Source organism: Pseudomonas sp. UBA5666, assembly GCF_002420785.1.
Taxonomy (GTDB): Bacteria; Pseudomonadota; Gammaproteobacteria; order Pseudomonadales; family Pseudomonadaceae; genus Aquipseudomonas; species Aquipseudomonas fulva.
Map to the genome: position 1 here is coordinate 144,637 of NZ_DIIQ01000016.1, position 24,088 is coordinate 168,724.

General features: G+C 61.8%; 22 protein-coding genes. 14 read left to right on the plus strand and 8 right to left on the minus strand.

Annotation, left to right across the window (positions count from 1 at the left end; all coding sequences use genetic code 11):
- Window positions 1-459 precede the first annotated feature (459 nt).
- The 5 genes from B2Y33_RS10340 to dksA form a co-directional block, all read right to left on the minus strand.
- Window positions 460-1,899, minus strand: coding sequence for a sigma-54-dependent transcriptional regulator (locus B2Y33_RS10340; protein WP_027915398.1), 1,440 nt, complete (start codon window positions 1,897-1,899; stop codon window positions 460-462).
- Window positions 1,900-1,903: 4 nt separating this feature from the next.
- Window positions 1,904-4,879, minus strand: a complete 2,976-nt coding sequence (locus tag B2Y33_RS10345) for a sensor histidine kinase (protein ID WP_027915397.1) — start codon at window positions 4,877-4,879, stop codon at window positions 1,904-1,906.
- On the minus strand, window positions 4,863-5,039 hold the full coding sequence (locus tag B2Y33_RS10350; protein WP_003250005.1) for a hypothetical protein: 177 nt from the start codon (window positions 5,037-5,039) through the stop codon (window positions 4,863-4,865). Before B2Y33_RS10350 ends, B2Y33_RS10345 begins: the two co-directional genes overlap by 17 nt.
- Before the next feature lie 146 nt (window positions 5,040-5,185).
- A complete protein-coding gene (gene gluQRS / locus B2Y33_RS10355) occupies window positions 5,186-6,073 on the minus strand; it encodes a tRNA glutamyl-Q(34) synthetase GluQRS (RefSeq protein ID WP_027915396.1) in 888 nt (295 codons plus the stop codon).
- 63 nt (window positions 6,074-6,136) lie between these two features.
- The gene (dksA, locus tag B2Y33_RS10360; protein ID WP_023533176.1) at window positions 6,137-6,583 is read right to left on the minus strand and encodes an RNA polymerase-binding protein DksA; all 447 of its coding nucleotides are present in this window, start codon (window positions 6,581-6,583) and stop codon (window positions 6,137-6,139) included.
- Window positions 6,584-6,793: 210 nt separating this feature from the next.
- Here dksA and B2Y33_RS10365 point away from each other — a divergent pair, with 210 nt between their 5' ends.
- Both B2Y33_RS10365 and sfsA read left to right on the plus strand, forming a co-directional pair.
- Window positions 6,794-7,966: a pyridoxal phosphate-dependent aminotransferase gene (locus B2Y33_RS10365; protein ID WP_027915395.1), complete on the plus strand. Its 1,173-nt coding sequence runs from the start codon at window positions 6,794-6,796 to the stop codon at window positions 7,964-7,966.
- Window positions 7,966-8,679: a DNA/RNA nuclease SfsA gene (sfsA, locus tag B2Y33_RS10370; RefSeq protein ID WP_027915394.1), complete on the plus strand. Its 714-nt coding sequence runs from the start codon at window positions 7,966-7,968 to the stop codon at window positions 8,677-8,679. Before B2Y33_RS10365 ends, sfsA begins: the two co-directional genes overlap by 1 nt.
- Here the strand turns inward: sfsA and B2Y33_RS10375 are convergent.
- A complete protein-coding gene (locus B2Y33_RS10375; RefSeq protein ID WP_027915393.1) occupies window positions 8,669-8,986 on the minus strand; it encodes a Rieske (2Fe-2S) protein in 318 nt (105 codons plus the stop codon). The genes sfsA and B2Y33_RS10375 overlap by 11 nt on opposite strands.
- A gap of 150 nt (window positions 8,987-9,136) precedes the next feature.
- On the opposite strand from B2Y33_RS10375, the gene B2Y33_RS10380 reads away from it, so the two are divergent.
- The 3 genes from B2Y33_RS10380 to B2Y33_RS10390 are packed head-to-tail and all read left to right on the plus strand — an operon-like array spanning window position 9,137 to window position 11,822.
- Window positions 9,137-10,021: a heme/hemin ABC transporter substrate-binding protein gene (locus B2Y33_RS10380; RefSeq protein WP_027915392.1), complete on the plus strand. Its 885-nt coding sequence runs from the start codon at window positions 9,137-9,139 to the stop codon at window positions 10,019-10,021.
- Between the two features lie 50 nt (window positions 10,022-10,071).
- A complete protein-coding gene (locus tag B2Y33_RS10385; RefSeq protein WP_173645898.1) occupies window positions 10,072-11,055 on the plus strand; it encodes a FecCD family ABC transporter permease in 984 nt (327 codons plus the stop codon).
- Window positions 11,055-11,822: a heme ABC transporter ATP-binding protein gene (locus B2Y33_RS10390; RefSeq protein WP_027915390.1), complete on the plus strand. Its 768-nt coding sequence runs from the start codon at window positions 11,055-11,057 to the stop codon at window positions 11,820-11,822. The genes B2Y33_RS10385 and B2Y33_RS10390 overlap by 1 nt, the downstream gene beginning before the upstream one ends.
- Window positions 11,823-12,011: 189 nt before the next feature.
- Here B2Y33_RS10390 and B2Y33_RS10395 read toward each other — a convergent pair whose 3' ends face one another.
- Both B2Y33_RS10395 and B2Y33_RS10400 read right to left on the minus strand, forming a co-directional pair.
- On the minus strand, window positions 12,012-12,314 hold the full coding sequence (locus tag B2Y33_RS10395; protein ID WP_027915389.1) for a TfoX/Sxy family protein: 303 nt from the start codon (window positions 12,312-12,314) through the stop codon (window positions 12,012-12,014).
- Window positions 12,315-12,452: 138 nt separating this feature from the next.
- Window positions 12,453-14,015: an AAA family ATPase gene (locus B2Y33_RS10400; protein ID WP_206405587.1), complete on the minus strand. Its 1,563-nt coding sequence runs from the start codon at window positions 14,013-14,015 to the stop codon at window positions 12,453-12,455.
- 115 nt (window positions 14,016-14,130) lie between these two features.
- Here B2Y33_RS10400 and mrcB point away from each other — a divergent pair, with 115 nt between their 5' ends.
- From mrcB to msrQ, 9 genes are all read left to right on the plus strand, one after another.
- Complete coding sequence (mrcB, locus tag B2Y33_RS10405) at window positions 14,131-16,452, plus strand: penicillin-binding protein 1B (protein ID WP_027915387.1); 2,322 nt, start codon at window positions 14,131-14,133, stop codon at window positions 16,450-16,452.
- Window positions 16,453-16,479: 27 nt separating this feature from the next.
- Entirely contained in the window at window positions 16,480-17,259 is a 780-nt protein-coding gene (locus B2Y33_RS10410; RefSeq protein WP_206405588.1) for a tetratricopeptide repeat protein, read from the plus strand.
- A gap of 2 nt (window positions 17,260-17,261) precedes the next feature.
- Window positions 17,262-17,591, plus strand: coding sequence for a YqcC family protein (locus B2Y33_RS10415; RefSeq protein WP_023533148.1), 330 nt, complete (start codon window positions 17,262-17,264; stop codon window positions 17,589-17,591).
- Between the two features lie 407 nt (window positions 17,592-17,998).
- Window positions 17,999-19,723 (plus strand): acetolactate synthase 3 large subunit, encoded by a 1,725-nt coding sequence (locus tag B2Y33_RS10420; protein WP_023533127.1) that lies wholly within the window; start codon window positions 17,999-18,001, stop codon window positions 19,721-19,723.
- 1 nt (window position 19,724) lies between these two features.
- Complete coding sequence (ilvN, locus tag B2Y33_RS10425; protein ID WP_003250040.1) at window positions 19,725-20,216, plus strand: acetolactate synthase small subunit; 492 nt, start codon at window positions 19,725-19,727, stop codon at window positions 20,214-20,216.
- Window positions 20,217-20,274: 58 nt separating this feature from the next.
- Window positions 20,275-21,291 (plus strand): ketol-acid reductoisomerase, encoded by a 1,017-nt coding sequence (ilvC, locus tag B2Y33_RS10430; protein WP_023533144.1) that lies wholly within the window; start codon window positions 20,275-20,277, stop codon window positions 21,289-21,291.
- Between the two features lie 150 nt (window positions 21,292-21,441).
- A complete protein-coding gene (pssA, locus tag B2Y33_RS10435; RefSeq protein WP_023533151.1) occupies window positions 21,442-22,293 on the plus strand; it encodes a CDP-diacylglycerol--serine O-phosphatidyltransferase in 852 nt (283 codons plus the stop codon).
- Window positions 22,294-22,372: 79 nt separating this feature from the next.
- Entirely contained in the window at window positions 22,373-23,386 is a 1,014-nt protein-coding gene (gene msrP / locus B2Y33_RS10440; protein ID WP_027915385.1) for a protein-methionine-sulfoxide reductase catalytic subunit MsrP, read from the plus strand.
- Complete coding sequence (gene msrQ, locus B2Y33_RS10445) at window positions 23,386-23,997, plus strand: protein-methionine-sulfoxide reductase heme-binding subunit MsrQ (protein ID WP_027915384.1); 612 nt, start codon at window positions 23,386-23,388, stop codon at window positions 23,995-23,997. The genes msrP and msrQ overlap by 1 nt, the downstream gene beginning before the upstream one ends.
- Window positions 23,998-24,088: the final 91 nt, after the last annotated feature.

The following is a 24,088-nucleotide window of genomic DNA, read 5'->3' on the forward strand; positions in this document are numbered from 1 at the left end:
GTTGATCGTCGATCCATCCAGTTCAGGTGCTGCTTTTTAGTGCAGTTTTTGTTGTTCTCTGCCTGGGTGTGGGGCAAGCCCCAAACATGCATCCTCTCCAAAAGAATCAGTTAGCTGCGCCTCCGCCGTCTTGTTCTTATTGTGCGTGAGTCGTTTCGTCTTGTTCTTATTGTGGGTTGCAGTGCTTGTTATTGTTTTTGTACTAAGCATATAGCAGAAGGCGTGCCAACTTTGGCTGGCCCAGCAAATCCGGGGGTTTGGTCATTTCTGCAGGGTTGCATCCCAGGGGCGCAACGTGTTTTTCGTTACCGTTTGCCTCGGTAACTGTTACGTGCCAGCAGGCAGGTAACAGATTTTTGCAGAGGGGGAGGGTGCGGGGAATGGGTTTGAGCCCTATTACGAGGAAGGGCTTTGCAGGGTGACCGAAGACGGGCAGGAGATGACGCCTGCCCGGTTGAATCAGTTCTCGCTGGTGGCGTTGGTTTTACGGCGTGGAATACCCAGGCGCTGCCTGCGCTCCCAAAGGCATTTACGGCTGACGCCCAGCTTGCGTGCCAGCTCGGTCTCCGTCATGTGGTCCTGATGCTCCAACACGAAATGCTGGAAGTAGTCCTCCAGCGACAGGTCTTCGGTCGGCTCATGACTGGCCGTGGCGGCACCGGCCACGGTCAGCGTACTGTCGAGCAGCTCGTCCTCGTCCAGCTCGCTGAGCTCGATGTCGATGCCCAACAGCTCCGCCGAAATTTCCGGGCTCTCGCTCAGGATCACCGCGCGCTCCACGGCGTTTTCCAGTTCTCGCACGTTGCCGGGCCAGCTGTAGTGACGAATGGCCTGCTCTGCCTCGGAAGAGAAGTGCAGATCGTCGCGCCCGATCCGCGCGCACTGGCGGGCCAGGAAGGCACTGGCAATTTCGTTCACATCGCTGCCACGCTCGCGCAGGGCAGGTAGCTTGAGCGCGATCACGTGCAAGCGGTAATACAAGTCTTCACGGAACTGACCGGCCTTGGCCAGGTTTTTCAGGTCTCGGTGAGTGGCCGCGATCAGGCGCACGTCGACCTTTTGCGACTGCACCGAACCCACCCGGCGAATTTCCCCTTCCTGAAGCACGCGCAACAGGCGCGCCTGAGCTTCGAGTGGCAGTTCGCCGATCTCGTCAAGGAACAAGGTGCCGCCGTCAGCAGCCTCCACCAGCCCGGCCCGGCCTGCGCTGGCGCCGGTAAAGGCGCCCTTTTCGTGACCGAACAGCTCGGACTCGATGAGCGTTTCGGGAATCGCCGCGCAGTTGACCGAAATCATCGGTGCCTTGGCCCGCCGAGACAGGTTGTGCAGCGCGCGGGCGACCAGTTCCTTGCCGGTGCCTGATTCACCCTGGATCAGCACATTGGAATCGGTAGGGGCGACCTTGCGGATCTTGTTGAACATGTCCTGCATGGGGGCGCAGGAACCGATGATGCCGATATCTCCGTTGGTCGCCGGTGCGCTGGCTTTGTCCGCCGGGGCAGACTTGCCGGAAACCGGGCGTGGCTCAGGGGCTGCGGGAGGCGCGCTTGGCCGATCACGCAGGATGCGCGCAACCGCCTGGAGCATCTCATCATGATCGAACGGCTTGGCGATGTAGTCGACCGCGCCCATTTTCATCGAGTCCACGGCCGAGCGCAGGCTGGCGTAGCTGGTCATGATCAGCACAGGCCTGCCCTCGCCGAGCTTGATCAACTCGGTGCCAGGGGCACCCGGCAGGCGCAGGTCGCTGACGATCAGGTCGAAGGTCGCAATGCTGAAGCGTTCCTGTGCTTCCTGCACCGAGCCGGCTTCGCTGACCTGGTACTGGTTCCGTTCGAGCAGGCGTCGCAGGGCCGAGCGGATGATGGTTTCGTCTTCGACGATCAGAATATGCGGCATTGATTCAATTCTCTCGACGGTCTCGATTTTCAGGGGACGTCGCTACGACATGCCGGGGCAGGGTCACGCGGATCCGTGTGCCACGTTGCCGTTCGATATCGGCCGGGCTGTCGATGGTGATTTGTCCATAATGCTCTTCCACGATGGAATAGACCAGCGCAAGGCCCAGCCCGGTTCCCTCGCCAGGGTCCTTGGTGGTGAAGAAGGGTTCGAACAAGCGATCCATGATGTTCTTCGGAATGCCGCTGCCCTCATCCTCCACGATCAGGTCGACCGTGTGCTCGCAGCCCACGGTGCGCACGCGGATCGCGCTGCCGGGTGGGGAAGCGTCCCGCGCATTGGACAGCAGGTTGATCAGCACCTGGGCCAGGCGCTGCGGGTCGCCCTCTGCCCAGTGGTCGGGGTCGCACAGGTTGAAGAACTGCACGTCGAAGTTGCGCCGATTCAAGGCCAGCAGGCCAATGGCGTCCTGGGCCACTTCGGCCAGGCACACGGGTTCTTCGCTGTTCTGATGACTGCCGCCTGCATGGGCGAAGCTCATCAGCGACTGTACGATGCGCGACACCCGCTTGGTCTGTTCGAGGATCTGGCTGGACAGCTCGATGATTTCCCCATCCCCTTCGCGCTCCTCGCGAAGGTTCTGCGCAAGGCAGGCGATGCCGGTGATCGGGTTGCCGATCTCGTGGGCCACACCCGCCGCCAGGCGACCGATGCTGGCCAGGCGTTCGGAGTGCACCAGCTTGTCTTCCAGGGCCTGGGTGTCGGTCAGGTCTTCCACCAGCAGCACCAGGCCACTGTTGCCTGGGGCCAGCGGTTCGTCGATGGCGGCCTTGTGCAGGTTCAGCCAGCGCGGCTGGCCGTCCAGGGCCAGGCGCTGCTTGTGCAAGTGTTCATCCGGCACATTGATGAAGCCCTGCAGCAGGCCCCGCCAGGGTTCGGCAATGGTGATCAGGCGCGAACCGACCACGTGCTTGGCCGCAATGCCGGTCAGCTCTTCCATGGCCTTGTTCCACATGAGGATTTCCTGGTCCTTGGCCAGGGAACATACCCCCATCGGCAGCTCCTGAAGCGTCTGGCGGTGATAGCGGCGCAACGCGTCGAGTTCGGCAGCCAGGCCGGTCAGGCGCGAGTGGTAGTCTTCCAACCGGCTTTCGATGAAGTGGATGTCTTCGGTCACATAGTTTTCATTGCCCGACTTGTAGGGCAGGAAGGTCTCCACCATGTCCTGGGCCACGCTTGGGCCCATCAGGCCGGACAGGTTGGCCTCGATGCGGTCGCGCAACCGACGCAGGGCGTAGGGGCGCCGCTCGTCGAAGGGCAGATACAGGTCGCGCAGGGCTTGCTCCACTTCTTTCTGCGCGGCCTTGGCGCCCAGTGGCTTGGCCAACTGGGTGGCGAACTCCTGTGGCGAGGCGGCGTGCAGTTCGCGGCGCTGGGGACGGCGGACGTTGTCGACGGCGCAGGCTTCGGCCGCGGCCACCTCTTCGTTGCTGGCATTGGTGAACAAGGAGATCAAGGTGAACAGCAGCACGTTGGCGGCCAGCGATGCAATGGCTGCCATGTGCCAGCTGGTGTCGTCGAGCACGTAGATCATGTCCAGCAAGGGGATGTAGAAACCCTGCAGGTTACCCAGCAGCGGCAGCAGCATGGTGCCCATCCACACCAGGGTGCCCGCCACTAAGCCGGCAATGAACCCCCGCCTATTCGCCGTGGGCCAGTACAGCACCGACAGGACCCCTGGCAGGAACTGCAAGGTGGCCACGAACGCGACGATGCCCAGGTTGGCCAGGCTCTGGTGGTTGCTCTGGGTGAGGTAGAACATGAAGCCGGCGGTGATGATGGCCACGATCAAGGCCCGGCGCGTCCACTTCAGCCAGCGGTAGATGTTGCCCTCGGCAGGCGGCTGGTACAGCGGCAGGACCAGGTGATTGAGCGCCATGCCCGAGAGGGCGAGGGTGGTCACGATGATCAACCCGCTGGCTGCCGAAAGCCCGCCGACATAGGCCAGCAGGGCCAAGGCCTGGTTGTTGGCCGCGATGCCCAACCCCAAGGTGAAGTATTCCGGGTTGGTACTGGCGCCCAGGCGCAAGCCGGCCCACAGCACCAGGGGCACGGCCAGGCTCATCAGCAGCAGGAACAGCGGCAGCCCCCAGCTGGCGCTGACCAGCGAACGCGGGTTGAGGTTTTCGGTGAACGCCATGTGGTACATGTGCGGCATGACGATCGCCGAGGCGAAGAACACCAGCAGCAAGGTGCGCCACGGGCCTTCCTGCAAGGGCGTGTGCAGGGCCGCGAGCGCCGTCTGGTTCTGCAGCAGCCAGACCTCCAGGCCGTGGGGCCCGCCAAAGACACCATACAGGGCATAAAGGCCGATGCCGCCCAGGGAGATGAGCTTGATCACCGACTCGAAGGCGATGGCGAAGACCAGCCCCTCGTGCTTCTCACGGGTAGCGATGTGCCTTGAACCGAAGAAGATGGTGAACAGGATGATGAGGGCACAGAAGGCGAACGCTACCCGGGCCTTGACCGGCTCCCCGGTGAGGATGCTGATGGAGTCGGCCACGGCCTGGATCTGCAGGGCAAGCAGCGGCAACACCCCGATCAGCATGATCACCGTGGTCAGAGCCCCGGCCCAGGTGCTGCGAAAGCGAAAAGCCAGCAGATCGGCCAGGGACGATAGCTGGTAGGTCCGGGTGATCTTCAGGATCGGATACAGCAACACCGGTGCCAGCAGGAACGCCCCGGATACCCCCAGGTAACAGGCCAGAAAGCCGTAGCCGTACTGGTAGGCCAGCCCGACCGATCCGTAGAACGCCCAGGCGCTGGCATAAACCCCCAGCGACAAGGTGTAGGTAAGGGGGTGGCGGATGATCGAGCGCGGTATCAAGCCGCGTTCGCTGACCCAGGCCACGCCGAACAGCACCAGCAGGTAGCCGGCACTGATCAGGATCATCTGGGTCAGGCTAAAGCTCATCGGCATCTCGTTGGCTCTGCAGGATGAAAGTGACGACGATCAGGATGAGCCAGAGCAGGTACGGGCGGTACCAGGCTCCGGTGGGCTCGATCCACCAGTCCATGATGGCCGGGGAGAACAGGTAGATCCCCACGACCAGAAGCAGGACCAAACGATAGATGTACATGCGGGCCTCGACGGTTGGGCGCTGCGGGTGTGGATCTATTATTGGCGCATATGGCGTGGCGGATGCTAGCGGGAATCGGCAGCGTTGGCCAAGGGTTTGAATTTCATGGCCTTTTGATTCAGGTTGGCGGGTTATCGAAACCCGGCCTAGCGCAAGTCGGCCTCAGGGACCGTGGTGCGCTGGGCAATGCGTTCGGGCCGCCACTGCGCACGTGCCAGGGCCAGCACTTCGGTCGGGGTGGCACTTGCGAGCTGCGCGGGCGTGTCCTGGCCCAGTGCCCTGAGCGCGCGCAGCAGCAGCGGGGTGGCCTGGTCGGCCTGCAAGGGCGGGGAGCGGTACGACTTGCCCAGCTTGTGGCCGTCAGGCTGGACGATCAGCGGGACATGCAGGTAGCGCGGCTGCGTGAAGCCGAGCAACTCCTGCAGGTACAGTTGACGGGGAGTGTTGTCGAGCAAGTCGGCGCCGCGCACGATGTCGGTGATGCCTTGCCAGGCGTCATCGAGCACCACCGCCAACTGATAGGCATAGAGCCCGTCGCGGCGCTGAATGACGAAGTCGCCGACGTCGCGGCCCAGGTGCTGCTGGTACTCGCCTTGTACCCGGTCGGTGAAGCGGTAGGTCAGCTCCGGTACCCGGATACGAATCGCCGCACCTTCGCGGGCGTGCCCGGCGTTGCGACAAAAGCCGGGGTAGATGCCGCCGTACGCTTCCAGCTGCTTGCGCGAACAGGTGCAGGCGTATGCCAGGCCCATGTTGAACAGGCGGTCGACCACGCTGGCATAGACATCAAAGCGCAGGCTCTGGAAAGCCACTTCGCCATCCCATTCCAGGCCGTAGCGCTCCAGGGTTTGCAGGATGGCATCGCGCGCGCCGGGCATTTCCCGTGGCGGGTCGGTGTCCTCCATGCGCAGCAGCCAACGCCCGCCCACGGCTCGGGCGTCCAGCCAGGACGCCAGGGCGGCTACCAGGGAGCCAAAATGCAGGAAACCGCTGGGGGTGGGGGCAAAGCGGCCGATGTAACGGGACTGGGTCATGATCGGGCAGGGTATATAAATGAAGCGGGGCGCATGATGCGCCCCGTTTGGAGAAGAAGACGATCAGCCTTTGCCGACGGTCTTTTCTTTCTTCTCGGCAATTTCCTTGCAGTCAAAGCACAGGTCGGCGGTAGGACGGGCCTCCAGACGGCGCAAGCCAATCTCGATCCCGCAGGAATCGCACCAGCCGTATTCTTCGTCCTGAATCTTTTGCAGGGTCTTGTCGATTTTCTTGATCAGCTTGCGCTCGCGGTCGCGGTTGCGCAGCTCGAGGGCGAATTCTTCTTCCTGGCTGGCACGGTCGGCCGGGTCGGGGAAGTTCGCCGCTTCGTCCTTCATGTGGTCCACGGTGCGGTCCACGCTCTGCATGAGCTCGCCTTTCCAGGCATTGAGAAGCTTGGTGAAGTGCTTCTTCATGGGCTCACCCATGTATTCTTCGCCCTTGGTCTCTTGATAGGGCTCGACACCGTACATGGTTTGACCGGTTTTTTGCTTTTCTACGGTGGACATGAATAGACCGCCTCTCACTCATCTGATCCTATGCGCAGGATGCTCCATCTCCGGCGACCGCCGGCCCTGCGACTGCGAGCCGCCGAACTTACCAGATAGATCGGGGGTGCGCTAGCCCGCCCGATCCTGCTTACTGACACCGGCGCGAACCGTACGTTCGATTGCGCGCAAGGGTAGAATCCCAAGTTTAGACCCGATTGAGAGAAGGACATGGCCCAACCCTACAGTGCGCGCAGTCGCGCCATCGAACCCTTCCATGTCATGGCGCTGCTGGCGCGTGCCAATGAGCTGCAGGCAGCCGGGCATGACGTGATCCACCTCGAGATCGGCGAGCCGGACTTCACCACGGCGGCGCCCATCGTTGCCGCTGGGCAAGCCGCGCTTGCCGAAGGCCACACCCGGTACACGGCCGCCCGTGGTCTGCCGGCACTGCGCCAGGCAATCGCCGGTTTCTATGGTCAGCGCTACGGCCTTGACGTCGATCCGGAGCGCATCCTGATCACGCCAGGTGGTTCCGGGGCGCTGCTGCTGGCCAGCAGCCTGCTGGTCGATCCCGGCAAGCATTGGCTGCTGGCCGACCCGGGCTACCCGTGCAATCGCCACTTCTTGCGCCTGATCGAGGGCGGGGCGCAGTTGGTGCCCGTAGGGCCTGAGGTGAACTATCAGCTCGATGCAGAGCTGGTGCACAAACACTGGAATGCCGATACGGTCGGCGCCTTGGTGGCATCACCTGCCAACCCGACGGGGACGGTGCTGGGGCGCGAGGCGTTGGCCAGCCTTGCCCAAGCCACGCGCGCCCGCGCCGGTCACCTGGTCGTGGACGAGATCTACCACGGCCTGACCTATGGCATGGATGCGCCCAGCGTGCTCGAGGTGGACGATTCGGCCTTTGTGCTAAATAGCTTTTCCAAATATTTCGGCATGACCGGTTGGCGCCTGGGTTGGTTGGTGGCACCCGAAGATGCGGTGGCTGACCTTGAGAAATTGGCGCAAAACCTCTACATCAGCGCACCCAGCATGGCCCAGCACGCCGCGCTGGCCTGCTTCCAGCCGGAGGCGCTCGGGATCTTCGAGACGCGCCGGGCAGAATTTGCCAAACGCCGTGATTACCTGCTGCCAGCCCTGCGCAGCCTGGGTTTCAAGATTGCCGTGGAGCCCCAGGGCGCGTTTTATCTGTACGCCGATATCAGCGCATTCGGGGGTGATGCCTTCGGCTTCTGCCGACATTTCCTGGAAACCGAGCACGTGGCGTTTACCCCTGGGCTGGACTTTGGTCGCCACCTGGCCGGCCATCATGTGCGCTTCGCCTACACCCAAAGCCTGCCGCGCCTGGAGCAAGCGGTCCAGCGGATTGCCCGTGGCCTGCAGAGCTGGCAGGGCTGATGCGCTTTTCTCCTGCCCTTGAACAAGGTCGGCTGCTGCGCCGGTACAAGCGCTTTCTGGCCGACATCGAACTGGCCACTGGCGAGCAGCTGACCATCCATTGCCCCAACACCGGCTCCATGCTCAATTGCATGCGCGAGGGTGGCCTGGTGTGGTTCAGTCGCTCAAGTGACCCGAAACGCAAACTGCCAGGCACCTGGGAAATCAGCGAAACCCCGCAAGGTAGGCTGGCGTGCGTCAACACCGGCCGCGCCAACGCATTGGTGGAGGAGGCGCTGCGGGCGGGGATCATCACCGAACTGGCAGGTTTCACTGCACTCAAGCGGGAGGTGGCCTACGGTGAAGAAGGCAGTCGCATCGATTTTCGTCTGGAATTCGACGGTGCACCGGCTTACGTGGAAGTGAAAAGCGTAACCCTGGGTTACGCCGACAGCACCACGGCGGCGTTCCCGGACGCCGTCACCCAGCGCGGTGCCAAGCACCTGCGCGAGCTGGCCAAGCTGGCGCGTCAAGGCATACGGGCGGTTCAGCTGTATTGCGTGAACCTGACGGGTATCGAGGCCGTACGACCGGCCGATGAGATCGACATGGCCTATGCCCAAGCGCTGAAGGTGGCGGCGGCCGAGGGGGTCGAAGTGCTGGCCTATGGAACCCGGCTGGATGCCGAGGGCATCGTCATTGACCGGCGCCTGCCGGTGATCCTCACGCCTTGAGCCAGATGCCCTGACTGTCTTCGAGGCAGTCCAGGGCCTGCAACGACTCGCCTTCGCAAGGCCCGGACACACATTCGCCCGTCTCGATCAAAAAGAGTGCGCCGTGGTGGCTACAGTGAATAAGGCTGTTGCTGCCGTCCAGAAAACGTTCCTGCGGCCCGTTCAATGCAATGCCACGGTGCGGGCAGCGGTTGCGGTAGAGGTAGACGCTGCCTTGGCGGCGAACGCCCAGCAGGAGAACGCCGTCTACATCGAACGGGCGGCTCTGGCCTTCGGGCAAGCTGTGGGAGGGGCAAAGAAAGTGCATGGCAGGCCTGACTCTTGGAACGGTGGTCGACTTGACGCGTCAATGCGAACAATTATCAAATGGCTGTCATTCGCTGCGCCTGGCGTTGCATGGTGCGCAGTTCTGCCGCCTGCTACAAGGTGTGGGGGCCAATCCAATAAAGGAAATCCAATGATGCGTCGCCTTGCCGCCGTGCTTGTTCTTGCCGCCTGCCCACTGCTCTGCACCAAGGCCCTGGCAGCCGAACAGTCAAGCCGTTGGGTCAGTGCTGGCGGTGCCTTGAGCGAGTGGGTGGTCGCGTTGGGCGCTGAGCGGCGGTTGGTCGGCGTCGATACCACCAGCCAACACCCAGCCTCCTTGAAAGCACTGCCCAGTATTGGTTATCAGCGCCAGTTGTCCGCCGAAGGCATTCTGAGCCTGCGCCCTGACAGGTTGATAGGTACGGATGAAATGGGCCCACCGCCGGTGTTGGCACAGATCACCAGGGCCGGCGTGCCCGTCGAGGTGTTCTCCAGCCAGCCCGATATCGATGCCCTCGGGCAGACCCTCAAGCGCCTGGGCGATCTGCTTGGGGCCCAGGCGCAGGCCGCACGTGCGACTGAAGACTTTCGCCATCAGCTCGATGAACTGCACGACAAGGTACGCCAGGCACAAGCCGAGCAGCCCGCGCCCGGCGTGGTGTTGCTCGTGGGGCATGCCGGTGCCAAGCCGCTGTTGGCAGGTACCGGCACGGCAGGGGATTGGGTCTTGCAGCAGGCCGGGGGACGTAACCTTGCAACCCATCAGGGCTACAAGGACTTTTCCAGCGAGGCGCTCGCGGCGCTGGACCCGGACGTCATCGTGTTCTCGGACCGCGTGCTCACCGATCAAGCAGCCTTGCAGGCACTGTTGAAGGAAAACCCTGCACTGGCCGCCTCGCGTGCAGTGCACGATCAGCGCCTGGTTCAGCTTGACCCGACCTTGCTGGTCGGTGGGCTGGGGCCGCGCTTGCCAGCCACGCTTAGGGTGCTGGCCGCTGCGTTCTATCCGTCGGCCACTATCCGCTTCGCGCCATGAGGCCACGGGTTCGACCGCGCACGTTGTTCATCTGGCTGGGCTGTGCATGCGTGCTCGCCATCCTGCTTTCCTTGTCGCTGGGGCCCGTGAGTCTGCCGCTGACCGATACCCTGCAGGCCAGCTTGCGGCTTTTGGGTGTACCGCTTGCAGCAGAGGGTTTGCAGCAGGCGCAGATGATCATTGGCCAGATCCGCCTCCCGCGAACGCTACTGGGGCTGGCTGTGGGCGCGGTGCTGGCCTTGTCGGGGGTGGCCATGCAGGGTTTGTTTCGCAACCCGCTGGCAGACCCTGGGCTGGTAGGCGTGGCGGCCGGTGCGGCGGTTGGCGCCGCAGTCGCGATCGTTGGGAGTCAATGGCTGGGTAACATACCCGAGGGTTTGTCACCGTATCTGTTGTCGCTGTGTGCGTTTCTGGGCGGACTGGGTGTGACCGCGCTGGTATACCGGCTAGGCAGGCGCGACGGGCAGACCAATGTGGCCACCATGCTGCTGGCCGGGGTGGCCATGACCGCACTGGGCGGCGCGACCGTGGGGCTCTTCAGCTACCTGGCAGATGACGCCACCCTGCGCACCTTGACGTTCTGGAACCTGGGCAGCCTCAATGGCGCAAGTTACGCGCGGATCTGGCCTCTGCTGCTGGTCGCGACGGGCGTTTCGCTCTGGCTACCTCGCCGGGCGAGGGCGCTCAACGTGCTGATGCTGGGGGAGTCCGAAGCCCGCCATCTGGGTATCGACGTCGAGCGCCTGAAGCGCGAGTTGGTGTTCTGCACGGCATTGGGCGTCGGGGCGGCGGTGGCCGCAGCCGGCTTGATCGGTTTCATCGGCCTGGTGGTGCCGCATTTGGTGCGAATGCTGGCCGGCCCTGACCACCGGGTGGTATTGCCTGCCTCGTTGTTGGCAGGTGGCGCTTTGATGCTGATGGCCGATCTGGTGGCGCGGCTGCTGCTGGCCCCTGCCGAGCTTCCCATTGGTATCGTCACCGCTTTCATTGGCGCGCCGTTTTTCCTGTACCTGCTGATCCGAGGGCGCGCGTGATGCTGCAAACCGAAGGCCTCTACCTGCGCCGTGGTCAACAGGACGTTCTGCGGGGTATCGATCTGCAGCTACCGCCTGGGCAGATCGTCGGTGTATTGGGCCCGAATGGTGCGGGCAAAAGCAGTCTACTGGGAGCGCTCAGTGGCGAACTCGTGCCTGCGCAGGGGCGAGTGACACTGCAAGGGCGACCGCTTTCGGGCTGGGCCGGCCCCGAGCGCGCGCAGCGATTGGCGGTGTTGCCACAGGTGGCCAGCCTCGGTTTTGCGTTCCAGGTGCAGGACGTCGTGGGGATGGGGCGCATGCCGCATGCCACAGGGCGCCTGCGTGACGCACAGATTGTGGAGGCGGCATTGCAGGCAGCAGATGCAGCCCACCTTGCACAGCGCAGTTACCTGGCGCTGTCGGGTGGCGAGCGCCAGCGGGTGCACCTGGCACGGGTGATGGCGCAGTTGTGGCCGGGCGAAGAGGGCGTGACGTTGTTGCTCGACGAGCCCACCTCCATGCTCGACCCGCTGCACCAGCACACGACCCTGGAGGCGGTGCGTCGTTTCGCGGATCGTGGCGCTGCCGTTTTGCTCATTCTGCATGACCTTAACCTGGCAGCGCGGTTCTGTGACCAGATCCTGTTGCTGGAACAGGGGCGCAGTTACGCCTTGGCCAGCCCTGCCCGTGTGCTCACACCAAAGGCGCTCAAGGCCGTCTTCGGAATCGACGTCATCGTGCAGGCGCACCCTGAGCGTGGGCATCCGTTGGTCATCGCCCGCTGAAAGAGAAGCAGGCGTGTTCAAGACGTCGGTCAGGTACTCGACCTGAACAGCCAGGCAAAAAAAGACCCGGCAAAGTGCCGGGTCAATAACCGTGATTAGCCTGATGAGGAGATAATCTGAGAGTCCGAACCAAGGGCTCTGAGGCTATCCAACCAGTCTCGCGACCAGTTGTGATAATCATAACGATTCTCATTCATGGGTCAATAGCTTATTACACTTTATTTTTGCCTCGCGCCGAGTGGCGGCTTCCAGCAGCTCGAGCAGTGCCGTCTTGCGCGGGTGCGGCAGCGCTCTCCAGGCAACATCCAGCAGGGCGCCTTCGATGGCGAACAGCAGTACCTTGGTAGCGCGAAAACCGCGAGCCTTCACCGTCAAGTAGGCCTGGACTGCGCCAAGGCGGCGCAGATCCGACGGGGTTTGCACGCCGGCGGCCTTAAGCCACTGGACTGACGTCTTGCCAAGGTTTTTCAGGCATTGCAGATCCTCGGTCATCACGCCTCCTTGCGATGGTTGAGGAAAGAGCGCATGGCGCTGGAGCAAGTGTAGCGGGGCCCTACACGTGCGCGGCCTTTTGACAAGGCCGCAGGTCGGAGGCGCGTCGCTTGAAACGGCGTCTTGCCGCTTCAGGTATCAGAGCCCTGGCAGGCGCTGACGGATTTGCTCGATGACATGGTCCATGCTGCTGCTCGCCTGGGTGTCTACCGGCGTGCTCAAGGCGACTTCCTCGGCAGCCAACGGCTCACGGCTTGCCTGTTGGGCCTGAACGACCTCCAGGGTGGCATCCGACGGATCCTGGTTCTGCGCCTGGCGTTGCTGCAGCCAGCTGTTGATCACGGCATCCGGGGCATGGCAATCGAGGATCAGGAAGGGGACGCCTGTTTGGCTCGCGACGTCGGCGGCGGCTTGGCGCTGTGCATGCTTGAGGTAGGTGGCGTCGAGTACCACCGGCAAGCCTGCCCGCAGCACGGTACCTGCAATCTGGTGAAGGCGCTGGTAAGTGGCTGCACTGGCCTCTTGGTCGTAGATGCCTGCGCTCAACTGGCCTGTCGTGTCTTGCGCCTGTTCGCCGAACAGACGTTTGCGTTCCACATCCGAGCGCACGCGCACGGCGCCCAGCGCTTCGACCAGACGCATGGCGACATGGCTCTTGCCGACTGCCGAAACCCCATGGGTAATGGCCAGCAGGCGTGAAGGAATGGCGCTGTAGCTTTCTGCGAGATTGGCGTAGTTGCGGTAGGTACGCAGGGTCGTGGCCTTCTGTACGCCATCGGCGTCGGCAGGCATGCTGAACAGCGCGACCTTGGCACGCACCAGGGCGCGGTAGGCCTTGTAGAAGTTGAGCAACTCCAGCCCTTCATAGTCGCCGGTCAGTTCCAGGTACTGGCTGATGAAACGCCGGGCCAGGCACTTGAGCCCGCGGTCCTCCAGGTCCATGGCCAGGAAGCCGGTATCGGCATAGACGTCGGTCAGGCGGAAGGGCTCATTGAATTCGATGCAATCGAAGATCACCACCTGGCCATCGATCAGGGTCGCGTTGCCCAGGTGAATGTCGCCGTGGCATTCGCGAATGAAACCTTCGGCCTTGCGGCGTTCGAGCAGCCCATGCAAGCGGTCGAAACTGCTGCGCGCCCAAGCTTGCAGGGCGTCGAGCTGTTGCAGGTCGGCCTTGTCGCTCAGAAACGGACGGATCTGTTCGAAGTTCTGCTCCACCGGTGCCATCACGCTTTCTGGCGTACCCAGCGGGTGCTCCACCGGCACGCGAGGCGCCTGCATGTGGAACTCGGCGATCTGGCGGGCCATCTGGTCGACATGGGCAGCGGTCAGCTCACCGTTGGCCTGGAGAGTTGACAGCATCTGTCCCTGTGGGAATTGGCGCATTTTCAAAGCGAATTCGATGGCCTGGCCCTCTCCACCGATCTGCGGGGCGTCGGCGGTGCCGGTGATTGGCAGCACCTCCAGGTACAGACCGTCGGTCAGGCGCTGATTCAGGCGCAGTTCTTCGTTGCAGAAGTGCTGGCGCTGATCCAGGTGGGTGAAGTCGAGGAAGCCGAAGTTCATCGGCTTCTTGATCTTGTAGGCATACTCACCCGTGAGCAATACCCAGGAGATATGCGTCTCGATGAGGTGGAACCCATCCACGGGGTGGGGGTACAGGGCAGGGTTCTGCAACGCAGTGATGAGGGCTTGGCTCACGGGAAATCCTTCCGGGGGCAGGGAATTCGAATCGGCCATTATGGTCAATGGTGCCGTCCCTGCCTACCGCCGGGCCGCCTGCCCAGCCTCAGTAAAGTGCGTATAATCCGCCGCCATGACTCGATCTCGAAATTCCCGTACCCCCAAAAAACGCCCGACCTGCCGCTCCCGTGCCTGGCTGGGCTGGGCTTTGAAGCTCAGCCTGGTCGGCTTGGTGATCATCGCTGGCTTCGCGGTCTACCTCGATGCCGTCGTGCAGGAAAAGTTTTCCGGCAAGCGCTGGACTATCCCCGCCAAGGTGTATGCCAGGCCGCTGGAGCTGTTCACCGGCCAGAAACTGAGCAAGAACGACTTCCTCACCGAACTCGACGCGCTGGGTTATCGCCGTGAAAGTGCCGCCAATGGGCCAGGCGCGGCAGCGGTGAACGGCAACACGGTGGACCTCAATACACGTGGGTTCCAGTTCTATGAGGGCATGGAGCCTGCCCAGTTCGTCCGTGTACGGTTCTCCGGCGATTACGTGGCGGGACTGGCGGGCGCCGACGGCAAGGCCTTGGATGTGGTGCGGCTGGAGCCGCTGATGATCGGCGGCATCTACCCCAAGAACCTGGAGGATCGCATCCTGATCAAGATCGACCAGGTGCCCAAGTACCTGCTCGAAACCCTTGTGGCCACCGAAGACCGCGATTTCTACAGTCACTTGGGCGTGTCGCCCAAATCCATCGCCCGGGCCATGTGGGTCAATACCTCGTCCGGATCGATGCGCCAGGGTGGCAGTACCCTGACCCAGCAGTTGGTCAAGAATTTCTACCTCACCAGTGAGCGCAGCCTGAGCCGCAAGCTGACCGAGGCGATGATGGCGGTATTGCTGGAACTGCATTACGACAAGCGCGAAATCCTGGAGGCCTACCTTAACGAGGTGTTCGTCGGCCAGGACGGTCAGCGTGCCGTGCACGGTTTCGGCCTGGCCAGCCAGTTCTTCTTCAGCCAGCCGTTGTCCGAGCTCAAGCTGCATCAAATTGCGTTGCTGGTCGGCATGGTCAAGGGCCCGTCCTACTACAACCCGCGCCGTTACCCGGAACGTGCGTTGGCCAGGCGTAACCTGGTACTGGACCTGGTCGCCGAGCAGGGTGTGGCCAGCCAGGCCGAAGTGGATGCGGCGAAGAAGATGCCGCTGGGCGTCACCAAGCGCGGCAGTCTGGCCGACAGTTCGTTCCCGGCCTTCCTCGACCTGGTCAAGCGCCAGCTGCGTCAGGACTACCGCGACGAAGACTTGACCGAAGAAGGGCTGCGCATTTTCACCAGCTTCGACCCGATCCTGCAGATGAAAGCCGAAACCTCGATGAACGAGACGTTCAAGCGCCTGGCCGGGCGCAAGGGCGCCGACGAGGTGGAATCGGCGATGGTCGTGACCAACCCGGAGACCGGCGAGGTGCAGGCACTGATCGGCAGCCGCCAGTCGGGCTTTGCCGGCTTCAACCGAGCCATCGATGCCGTGCGCCCGATTGGTTCCCTGGTCAAGCCGGCGGTGTACCTGACGGCCCTCGAGCAGCCGAGCAAGTACACCCTGACCAGCTGGGTGCAGGACGAACCGTTCTCGGTCAAGGCTGCCAACGGACAGGTATGGCGCCCGCAGAACTACGACAGGCGTTCGCACGGCACCATCTACCTGTACCAGGGGCTGGCGCACTCGTACAACCTCTCCACCGCCAAGCTCGGCCTGGAAGTGGGTGTGCCGAACGTGATCAAGACCATCGGGCGCCTGGGTGTGGATGTGGACTGGCCGGCGTTCCCATCAATGTTGCTGGGTGCAGGCGGGATGTCGCCGATGCAGGTCGCGACCATGTACCAGACCCTGGCCAACGGCGGCTTCAACACGCCGATGCGCGGTATTCGCAGTGTACTGACAGCCGAAGGCGAACCGCTCAAGCGCTACCCGTTCCAGATCCAGCAGACGTTCGACCCGGCGGCCATCTACCTGGTCCAGAACGCCATGCAGCGGGTCATGCGTGAAGGCACCGGGCGCTCGGTATACAACACCTTGCCGCGCACCCTCACCCTGGCGGGCAAGACCGGTACCAGCAACGATTCACGTGACAGCTGGTTCTCAGGCTTCAGCCAGGACCTGCTGGCAGTGGTCTGGATGGGCCGCGACGACAACGGTAAAACGCCCTTCACCGGCGCTACCGGCGCGCTGCAGGTGTGGACCAGCTTCATGAAAAAAGCCGACCCACTGCCGCTCGACATGCCCCAGCCCGACAACGTTGTGCAGGCCTGGATCGATCCGTACAGCGGCCAGGGGTCTGACAGCAGCTGTCCGGGCGCCGTGCAGATGCCGTATATTCGCGGGAGTGAACCGCCTGCCGGCGCGACCTGTGGCGGCGAGCAGAATCCAGCTGAATCGGTCATGGACTGGGTCAAGGGCTGGATGAATTAAGCACAGGCTGCATTGAAGAGGTGTGACGTGAACAAGTGGCTGTTTCCTGTCGTGACGGCGCTGGTGGTGCTCCAGGGGTGCTCCAGCGTGCCTCGCGGCAATATACCGGTGGTCGACTCCAGTACCCGCGTGTCCAACAGCGAGCGCGTCACGGCCAAGCGCCAGACACCTGGCATCAATGCCGGCACGCCCCAGGCGCAGACCCTGCCGGAGGATTCCGGCGTCACGGTGATGATTCCCCAGGGGGCCGGGGCGTCCGGCATCCAGACGTTCCCTGCTGGCAATGGCGCGGCGCCTATCAGCACGACGCCGATCACCACCGAGCCGGTTAACGCCCAACCGATTACCACTGACCCTAACCCCATTGCCGACGAGCCTTTCGATATCGCGTCAATGAACAGCGCATCGGCCCCCAAGGCCAACAGCGCGCCTACCGGCATTCCGCGTAGCGGCGCTGGCGGCGGGTTGTCCGCTGACGAACAGCTCGATGGGCCGGTGCTGGCACTGCTGACCACCGCCCAGACGCAGCAGGGCAGCGGCGATTTCAACGGCGCGGCGTCGAGCCTGGAGCGGGCCCAGCGGATCGCACCGCGCGAGCCGCAGGTGCTCTACCGGTTGGCGCAGGTAAGGCTGTCCCAAGGCGACGCCCCACAGGCCGAGCAGTTGGCGCGCCGTGCGCTGACCTATGCCAATGGTCGTCCGAGCTTGCAGGCCGAGTTGTGGAATACGATCGCCCAGGCGCGTGAAAAGCAAGGCGACAGTGCCGGGGCAGCGCAGGCACGGCAAAAGGCACGGGTGAGCTCGTGACGGTGGAACCGCGGGTACTGGCCATTGCCGATCACCTGATGCTGATCGAGCGTGAGTTGCAGGTGCAAGGTTGGTGGGACGACGAGGCGCCTGACGACGATGCCCTGGAGAGCACGGTGCCCTTTGCGGTCGACACCTTGCGTTTCGAGCAGTGGCTGCAGTGGATTTTTCTGCCGCGCATGAAGATCATCATCGAGTTGGGGCATCCATTGCCCAACGCGTCGGGGATCCTCACCATGGCTGAAACCGTGTTCGTGAACCGGCCGGAGCAGAGCCGGGAGCTGCGCCGACTGTTGGCAGCATTCGACCAATTGATCGCCCCGACCGCCTGATTTCTTCCAATTTTCCTTCAAGGGCCGCAGATTGTGGCCCTTTTTTACGGAAATCTTAATTTTCCTGCTGCTTTAGTGATTTTTAGTGGTGCCAGGAATTCATCTTGGCTGAAAATTGGCAATAATTTTTCTTGACTTGTCGCCGCCAAATCACAAGAATCCAACTTCCGCTGTAGTGGGACTGCCAGAAGCAGACCCGCTAAGCAGATCATGAGGCGCACACCCGCGCCGACCTGTTACACCCCGCAACGCGTTACCTCGCGCTGGGTGGGAAACCCCCGCAACACTCTGGGGAGCTCCCAATACTTGCTCAGTCAGTGCTGACGTTCGCTCATGCTCTGCTTGGCAGTAAACCTATTAAGACCCGCCTGTTGGGGCGGTATTCTGGCGTTTTAGAGGTGAACAACGTGGAGCTTTTATCTGGCGCTGAGATGGTCGTCCGCTTCTTGCGTGACGAAGGCGTTAAGCACATCTACGGGTACCCTGGTGGTGCTCTCCTGCACGTCTACGACGCGCTGTTCAAGGAACCGGAAGTCGAGCACATCCTGGTTCGCCACGAACAGGCGGCGACTCACATGGCCGACGGCTACGCCCGCGCTACCGGCAAGGCCGGCGTGGTGCTGGTGACGTCCGGCCCGGGTGCGACCAATGCCATCACGGGCATTGCCACTGCCTACATGGACTCCATTCCGATGGTCATTCTGTCCGGCCAGGTGCCTAGCACCATGGTAGGTACCGATGCCTTCCAGGAAACCGACATGATCGGTATCTCCCGGCCTATCGTGAAGCACAGCTTCATGATCAAGAACCCGACCGAGATTCCGGAAATCCTGAAAAAAGCGTTCTACCTGGCGCAATCCGGCCGCCCAGGCCCGGTGGTGGTCGATATCCCCAAGGACATGACCAACCCGGCTGAAAAATTCGAGTACGTGTATCCCAAGAAGGTCAAGCTGCGCTCCTACAGCCCGGCCGTGCGCGGTCATTCCGGGCAGATTCGCAAGGCAGCAGAAATGCTGCTGGCTGCCAAGCGCCCAATCGTCTACGCCGGCGGCGGCGTGATCCTGGGTGGTGGATCCGAGTCCCTGACCGAGATCGCCAAGTCGCTGAACTTGCCCGTCACCAATACCCTCATGGGGTTGGGCTGCTTCCCGGGTACCGATCGCCAGTTCCTTGGCATGCTGGGCATGCATGGCAGCTTCACCGCCAACATGGCCATGCACAACGCCGATGTCATCTTCGCCGTAGGCGCGCGTTTCGACGACCGTGTGGTCAACGGCCCGGCCAAGTTCTGCCCGAACGCCAAGATCATCCACATCGACATCGACCCGGCGTCGATCTCCAAGATGATCAAGGCCGACGTACCGATCGTTGGCCCAGTGGACAGCGTGTTGTCCGAGATGATCGGCATTCTCAAGGAAATCGGCGAGCAGCCTGAGAAGGCGTCGCTGGATGCCTGGTGGAAGCAGATCGACGAATGGCGTGGCAATGGCGAGCTGTTCCCTTATGACAAGGGCGACGGCAATGTCATCAAGCCGCAGAAAGTCATCGAGACCCTGTGCGAAGTTACCAACGGCGATGCCTTTGTGACCTCGGACGTGGGCCAGCACCAGATGTTCGCTGCCCAGTACTACCGCTTCAACAAACCCAACCGCTGGATCAACTCCGGTGGCCTGGGCACCATGGGCTTCGGCTTCCCGGCAGCGATGGGCATCAAGCTCAATTTCCCGGACCAGGACGTGGCCTGTGTAACCGGTGAAGGCAGCATCCAGATGAACATCCAGGAGCTGTCGACCTGCATGCAGTACGGCCTGCCAGTCAAGATCGTCAACATGAACAACGGTGTGCTGGGCATGGTTCGCCAGTGGCAGGACATGGCCTACAACGGCCGTCACTCGCACTCTTATGTCGAGTCGCTGCCCGACTTCATCAAGCTGGCCGAGGCCTATGGCCATGTGGGTATCCGCATTACCAGCCTGAAGGACCTCAAGCCCAAGCTCGAGGAAGCCTTCGCGATGAAGGATCGCCTAGTGTTCATCGACATCGCGGTTGACCGTAGCGAGCATGTCTATCCGATGCAGATCAAGGACGGTTCGATGCGTGACATGTGGCTGAGCAAGACGGAGCGTACCTGATATGCGGCACATCATCTCCCTGCTGCTGGAAAACGAACCGGGTGCCTTGTCCCGTGTGGTCGGCCTGTTCTCCCAGCGCAACTACAACATTGAAAGCCTGACCGTGGCGCCGACTGAAGACCCGACCCTGTCGCGTCTGACGTTGACCACCGTTGGCCATGACGAAGTGATCGAACAGATCACCAAGAACCTGAACAAGCTGGTCGAAGTGGTCAAGCTTGTCGACCTGTCGGAAAGCGCTCATATCGAACGCGAGCTGATGTTGGTCAAGGTCAAGGCCACCGGTGCCCAGCGTGCCGAGATCAAGCGCACCACGGATATCTTCCGTGGCCAGATCGTCGATGTGACCGCCAGCGTGTACACCGTGCAACTGAGCGGCACCAGCGACAAGCTGGACAGCTTCATCCAGGCCATCGGCACCGCATCGATTCTCGAAACCGTGCGCAGCGGCGTTACCGGCATTGCCCGTGGCGACAAAGTGCTCAGCATCTGAATTCAACAATAAATTAGCGATGGCTCCTTTGGGGCCGGGATATAACCAGGGGTATTTCATGAAAGTTTTCTACGATAAAGACTGCGACCTTTCCATCATCCAAGGTAAGAAAGTCGCCATCATCGGCTACGGCTCCCAAGGCCACGCTCAGGCGTGCAACCTGAAAGACTCCGGTGTGGACGTCACTATCGGTCTGCGTAAAGGTTCGGCCACCGTTGCCAAGGCAGAAGCCCACGGCCTGAAAGTGACCGACGTAGCCTCGGCGGTCGCCGCTGCCGACCTGGTCATGATCCTGACCCCGGACGAATTCCAGGGCCAGCTGTACAAGCAGGAAATCGAACCGAACATCAAGAAGGGCGCTACCCTGGCGTTCTCCCATGGCTTCGCGATTCACTACAACCAGGTGGTTCCACGCGGCGACCTCGACGTGATCATGATCGCACCGAAAGCCCCGGGTCACACCGTGCGCTCCGAGTTCGTCAAAGGTGGCGGTATCCCTGACCTGATCGCCATCTATCAGGATGCTTCTGGCAATGCCAAGAACGTTGCCCTGTCCTACGCCTCGGGTGTGGGTGGTGGCCGTACCGGTATCATCGAAACCACCTTCAAGGACGAGACCGAAACCGACCTGTTCGGCGAGCAGGCCGTGCTGTGTGGCGGTACCGTCGAACTGGTCAAGGCTGGTTTCGAGACTCTGGTCGAAGCGGGCTATGCCCCTGAAATGGCCTACTTCGAGTGCTTGCACGAGCTGAAGCTGATCGTTGACCTCATGTACGAAGGCGGTATCGCCAACATGAACTACTCGATCTCCAACAACGCCGAATACGGCGAGTACGTGACCGGTCCGGAAGTCATCAACGAAGAATCCCGTAAAGCCATGCGCAATGCACTCAAGCGCATCCAGGACGGCGAGTACGCGAAGATGTTCATCTCCGAAGGTGCTACCAACTACCCATCGATGACCGCCAAGCGCCGTAACAACGCCGCGCACGGCATCGAAGTCATCGGCGAGAAACTGCGTTCGATGATGCCGTGGATCTCGGCCAACAAGATTGTCGACAAGACCAAGAACTAAGGTTCGTCGAACGATGAAAAACGCGGCTTAGGCCGCGTTTTTTCGTTCTGGCAGCCAGCTTCTGGTATAAAGCAGACCAGTGGCCCGCCGTCAGAACCTGTTTAGCGGGCCCGTGTCGAACTTTTTCCATCCTGTTGCAAGGTACCCTCCATGAGCGAACGTCCCGAAGAGCCGAACAAGCCCTCCGACGCCGAAAGCCTGCTACCTGTCGATGAGCACATTGAAGAGGGGCATGACGACGAAGGGCGCAAGGTGCGTCATCGCGGCATTTATCTGCTGCCCAACCTGTTCACCACCGCGAACCTGTTCGCCGGTTTCTATTCCATCATCAGTTCGATGAACGCGCAGAGTGCCCTGAGCGCTGGCGATCCACGCGAAGCGAGCAAGTATTTTGCCTTTGCTGCCATCGCCATCTTCGTGGCCATGGTGCTCGATGGCCTCGATGGCCGGGTGGCGCGCATGACCAATACCCAGAGCGCCTTCGGCGCCGAGTACGACTCGCTGTCGGACATGGTCGCCTTCGGCGTGGCCCCGGCCCTGCTGGCCTTTGGCTGGGCGCTGGGTGACATGGGCAAGGTCGGCTGGATGGTGGCCTTCATTTATGTGGCCGGTGCTGCGCTTCGCCTGGCGCGTTTCAATACACAGGTGGGAACCGCCGACAAACGCTATTTCATCGGCTTGGCCAGCCCGGCTGCGGCCGGTGTGGTAGCCGGTACCGTATGGGCGTTCAGCGACTATGGCATCCAGGGCTCGAAGCTCTCGTTCCTGGTGGCGCTGTTGGTGGCGGCTGCGGGCATGCTGATGGTCAGCAACATCAAGTACAACAGTTTCAAGGAGCTTGACCTCAAGGGGCGTGTACCTTTCGTGGCGATCCTTGCCGTGGTGCTGGTGTTCGCGGTGGTCTTCAGCGATCCACCGCGCATTCTGCTGCTGGCCTTCCTGGCCTATGCGGCTTCCGGCCCCATTCAGTTCCTGCTGCGCTCGCGTCGCCGAAAAGGGTGATAATCGCTTAATTGTGGAATAACCCTCCGGCTCCATAGTCTTACTGGTACATCCGTTATCCAGTGCTGTGGAGCCGCTCATGCTTATCAAGCTTTCCAGGTCTTCCGAATGCAAGGCGTCGGAGATCACCCCTGAAGGTCTCTATCTCTCGCGCCGCGCCCTGATGGGCGGTTCGCTCGCGGGTCTGGCACTGGGTACGTTGCCAGGCAATGTCCTGGCTGGCGAGCCGTCTCGCTATCCTGACGTACAGGCTGGCAAGGCGCCTGCCTGGTTTGCGGAAAAGCTGCCCGATACCCGCTGGCAGGCGGTGACAGTCCAGAACGAAGCCGTGACCCCCTTCAAGGATGCCACCCACTACAACAACTTCTATGAGTTCGGGCCCGACAAGGGCGACCCGGCTGCCAACGCAGACAGCCTCAAGACCGAACCCTGGAGCGTTGTCATCGATGGGGAAGTGGGTAAACCCGGTCGCTATGCACTGGAGGACTTCGTCAAACCCTACCAACTTGAAGAGCGTGTCTACCGGCTTCGCTGCGTGGAGGCGTGGTCGATGGTCATTCCGTGGCTGGGTTTTCCATTGGCGCACGTGCTCAAGCAGGTCGAGCCCACCTCCAAGGCCCGTTATGTCCGTTTCGAAACGCTCGAGGATCCCAAGAGCATGCCCGGCCAACGTTCTGGCTTTGCATTGATCGATTGGCCTTATGAAGAGGGGCTGCGCCTGGATGAGGCGATGCATCCGTTGGCCATCCTGGCAGTCGGTATGTATGGCCGGGAGCTGCCGAACCAGAACGGGGCGCCGCTCAGGTTGGTCGTGCCTTGGAAGTATGGTTTCAAAAGCATCAAGTCGATCGTGCGCATCAGCCTGGTGGCAGAACAACCGAAAACCACGTGGCAGGGGTTGGCCCCGGACGAGTATGGTTTCTATGCCAATGTGAACCCGACGGTCGATCACCCGCGCTGGAGCCAGGCTCGTGAACGCAGGTTACCTAGCGGGCTGTTCAGTCCCAACGTGCGGGAGACACAGATGTTCAACGGCTATGCCGATGAGGTGGCGTCGCTATATGACGGGCTCGATCTGCGGAAGAACTACTGATGCGATACCCCTGGTTTCGTCTGGGCATATTCATGGCAGGCTGCTTGTTTCCGGCCTGGTGGCTCTATGAGGCCTCGGTCAACCTGTTGGGCCCTGATCCGGGCAAGGTGTTGATGGATCGATTGGGGTTGGGCGCCTTGGTGTTTCTATTGATCAGCCTGTGCATGACGCCATTGCAGCGGGTTACGGGTTGGCCGGGCTGGATCGTGGTGCGACGTCAACTTGGGCTGTGGGTGTTTGCCTACATCGTGTTGCACGTGCTGGCGTATCTGTTCTTTATCCTGGGGTTGGACTGGGGACAGTTGACGGTAGAGCTGCGCAAGCGGCCGTACATCATCGTCGGTGCGCTTGGCTTGCTGGGTTTGCTGGTGTTGGCGGTCACCTCCAATCGCTACAGTCAGCGCCGCCTGGGCGCGCGATGGAAAAAGCTGCACAGGCTGGTCTACGCGGTACTGGGCTTGGGGCTGCTGCATTTCCTATGGATTGTGCGATCTGACCTGCGGGAGTGGGCTGTCTATGCCTTTATTGGGCTGCTATTGATAGTGCTGAGGATACCGGCTGTTGCCCGTTCGCTTCCCCGCGTACACCGCCGACAGGGAAGGTCGGCTTGAGTTGGTATTGGGGTAATAGGTGCTTGTCTCGCGATTTCTGAAAATAGTGGTTGACGCAGTTCCTAATCCGCTTATAATGCGCCCCACTTCC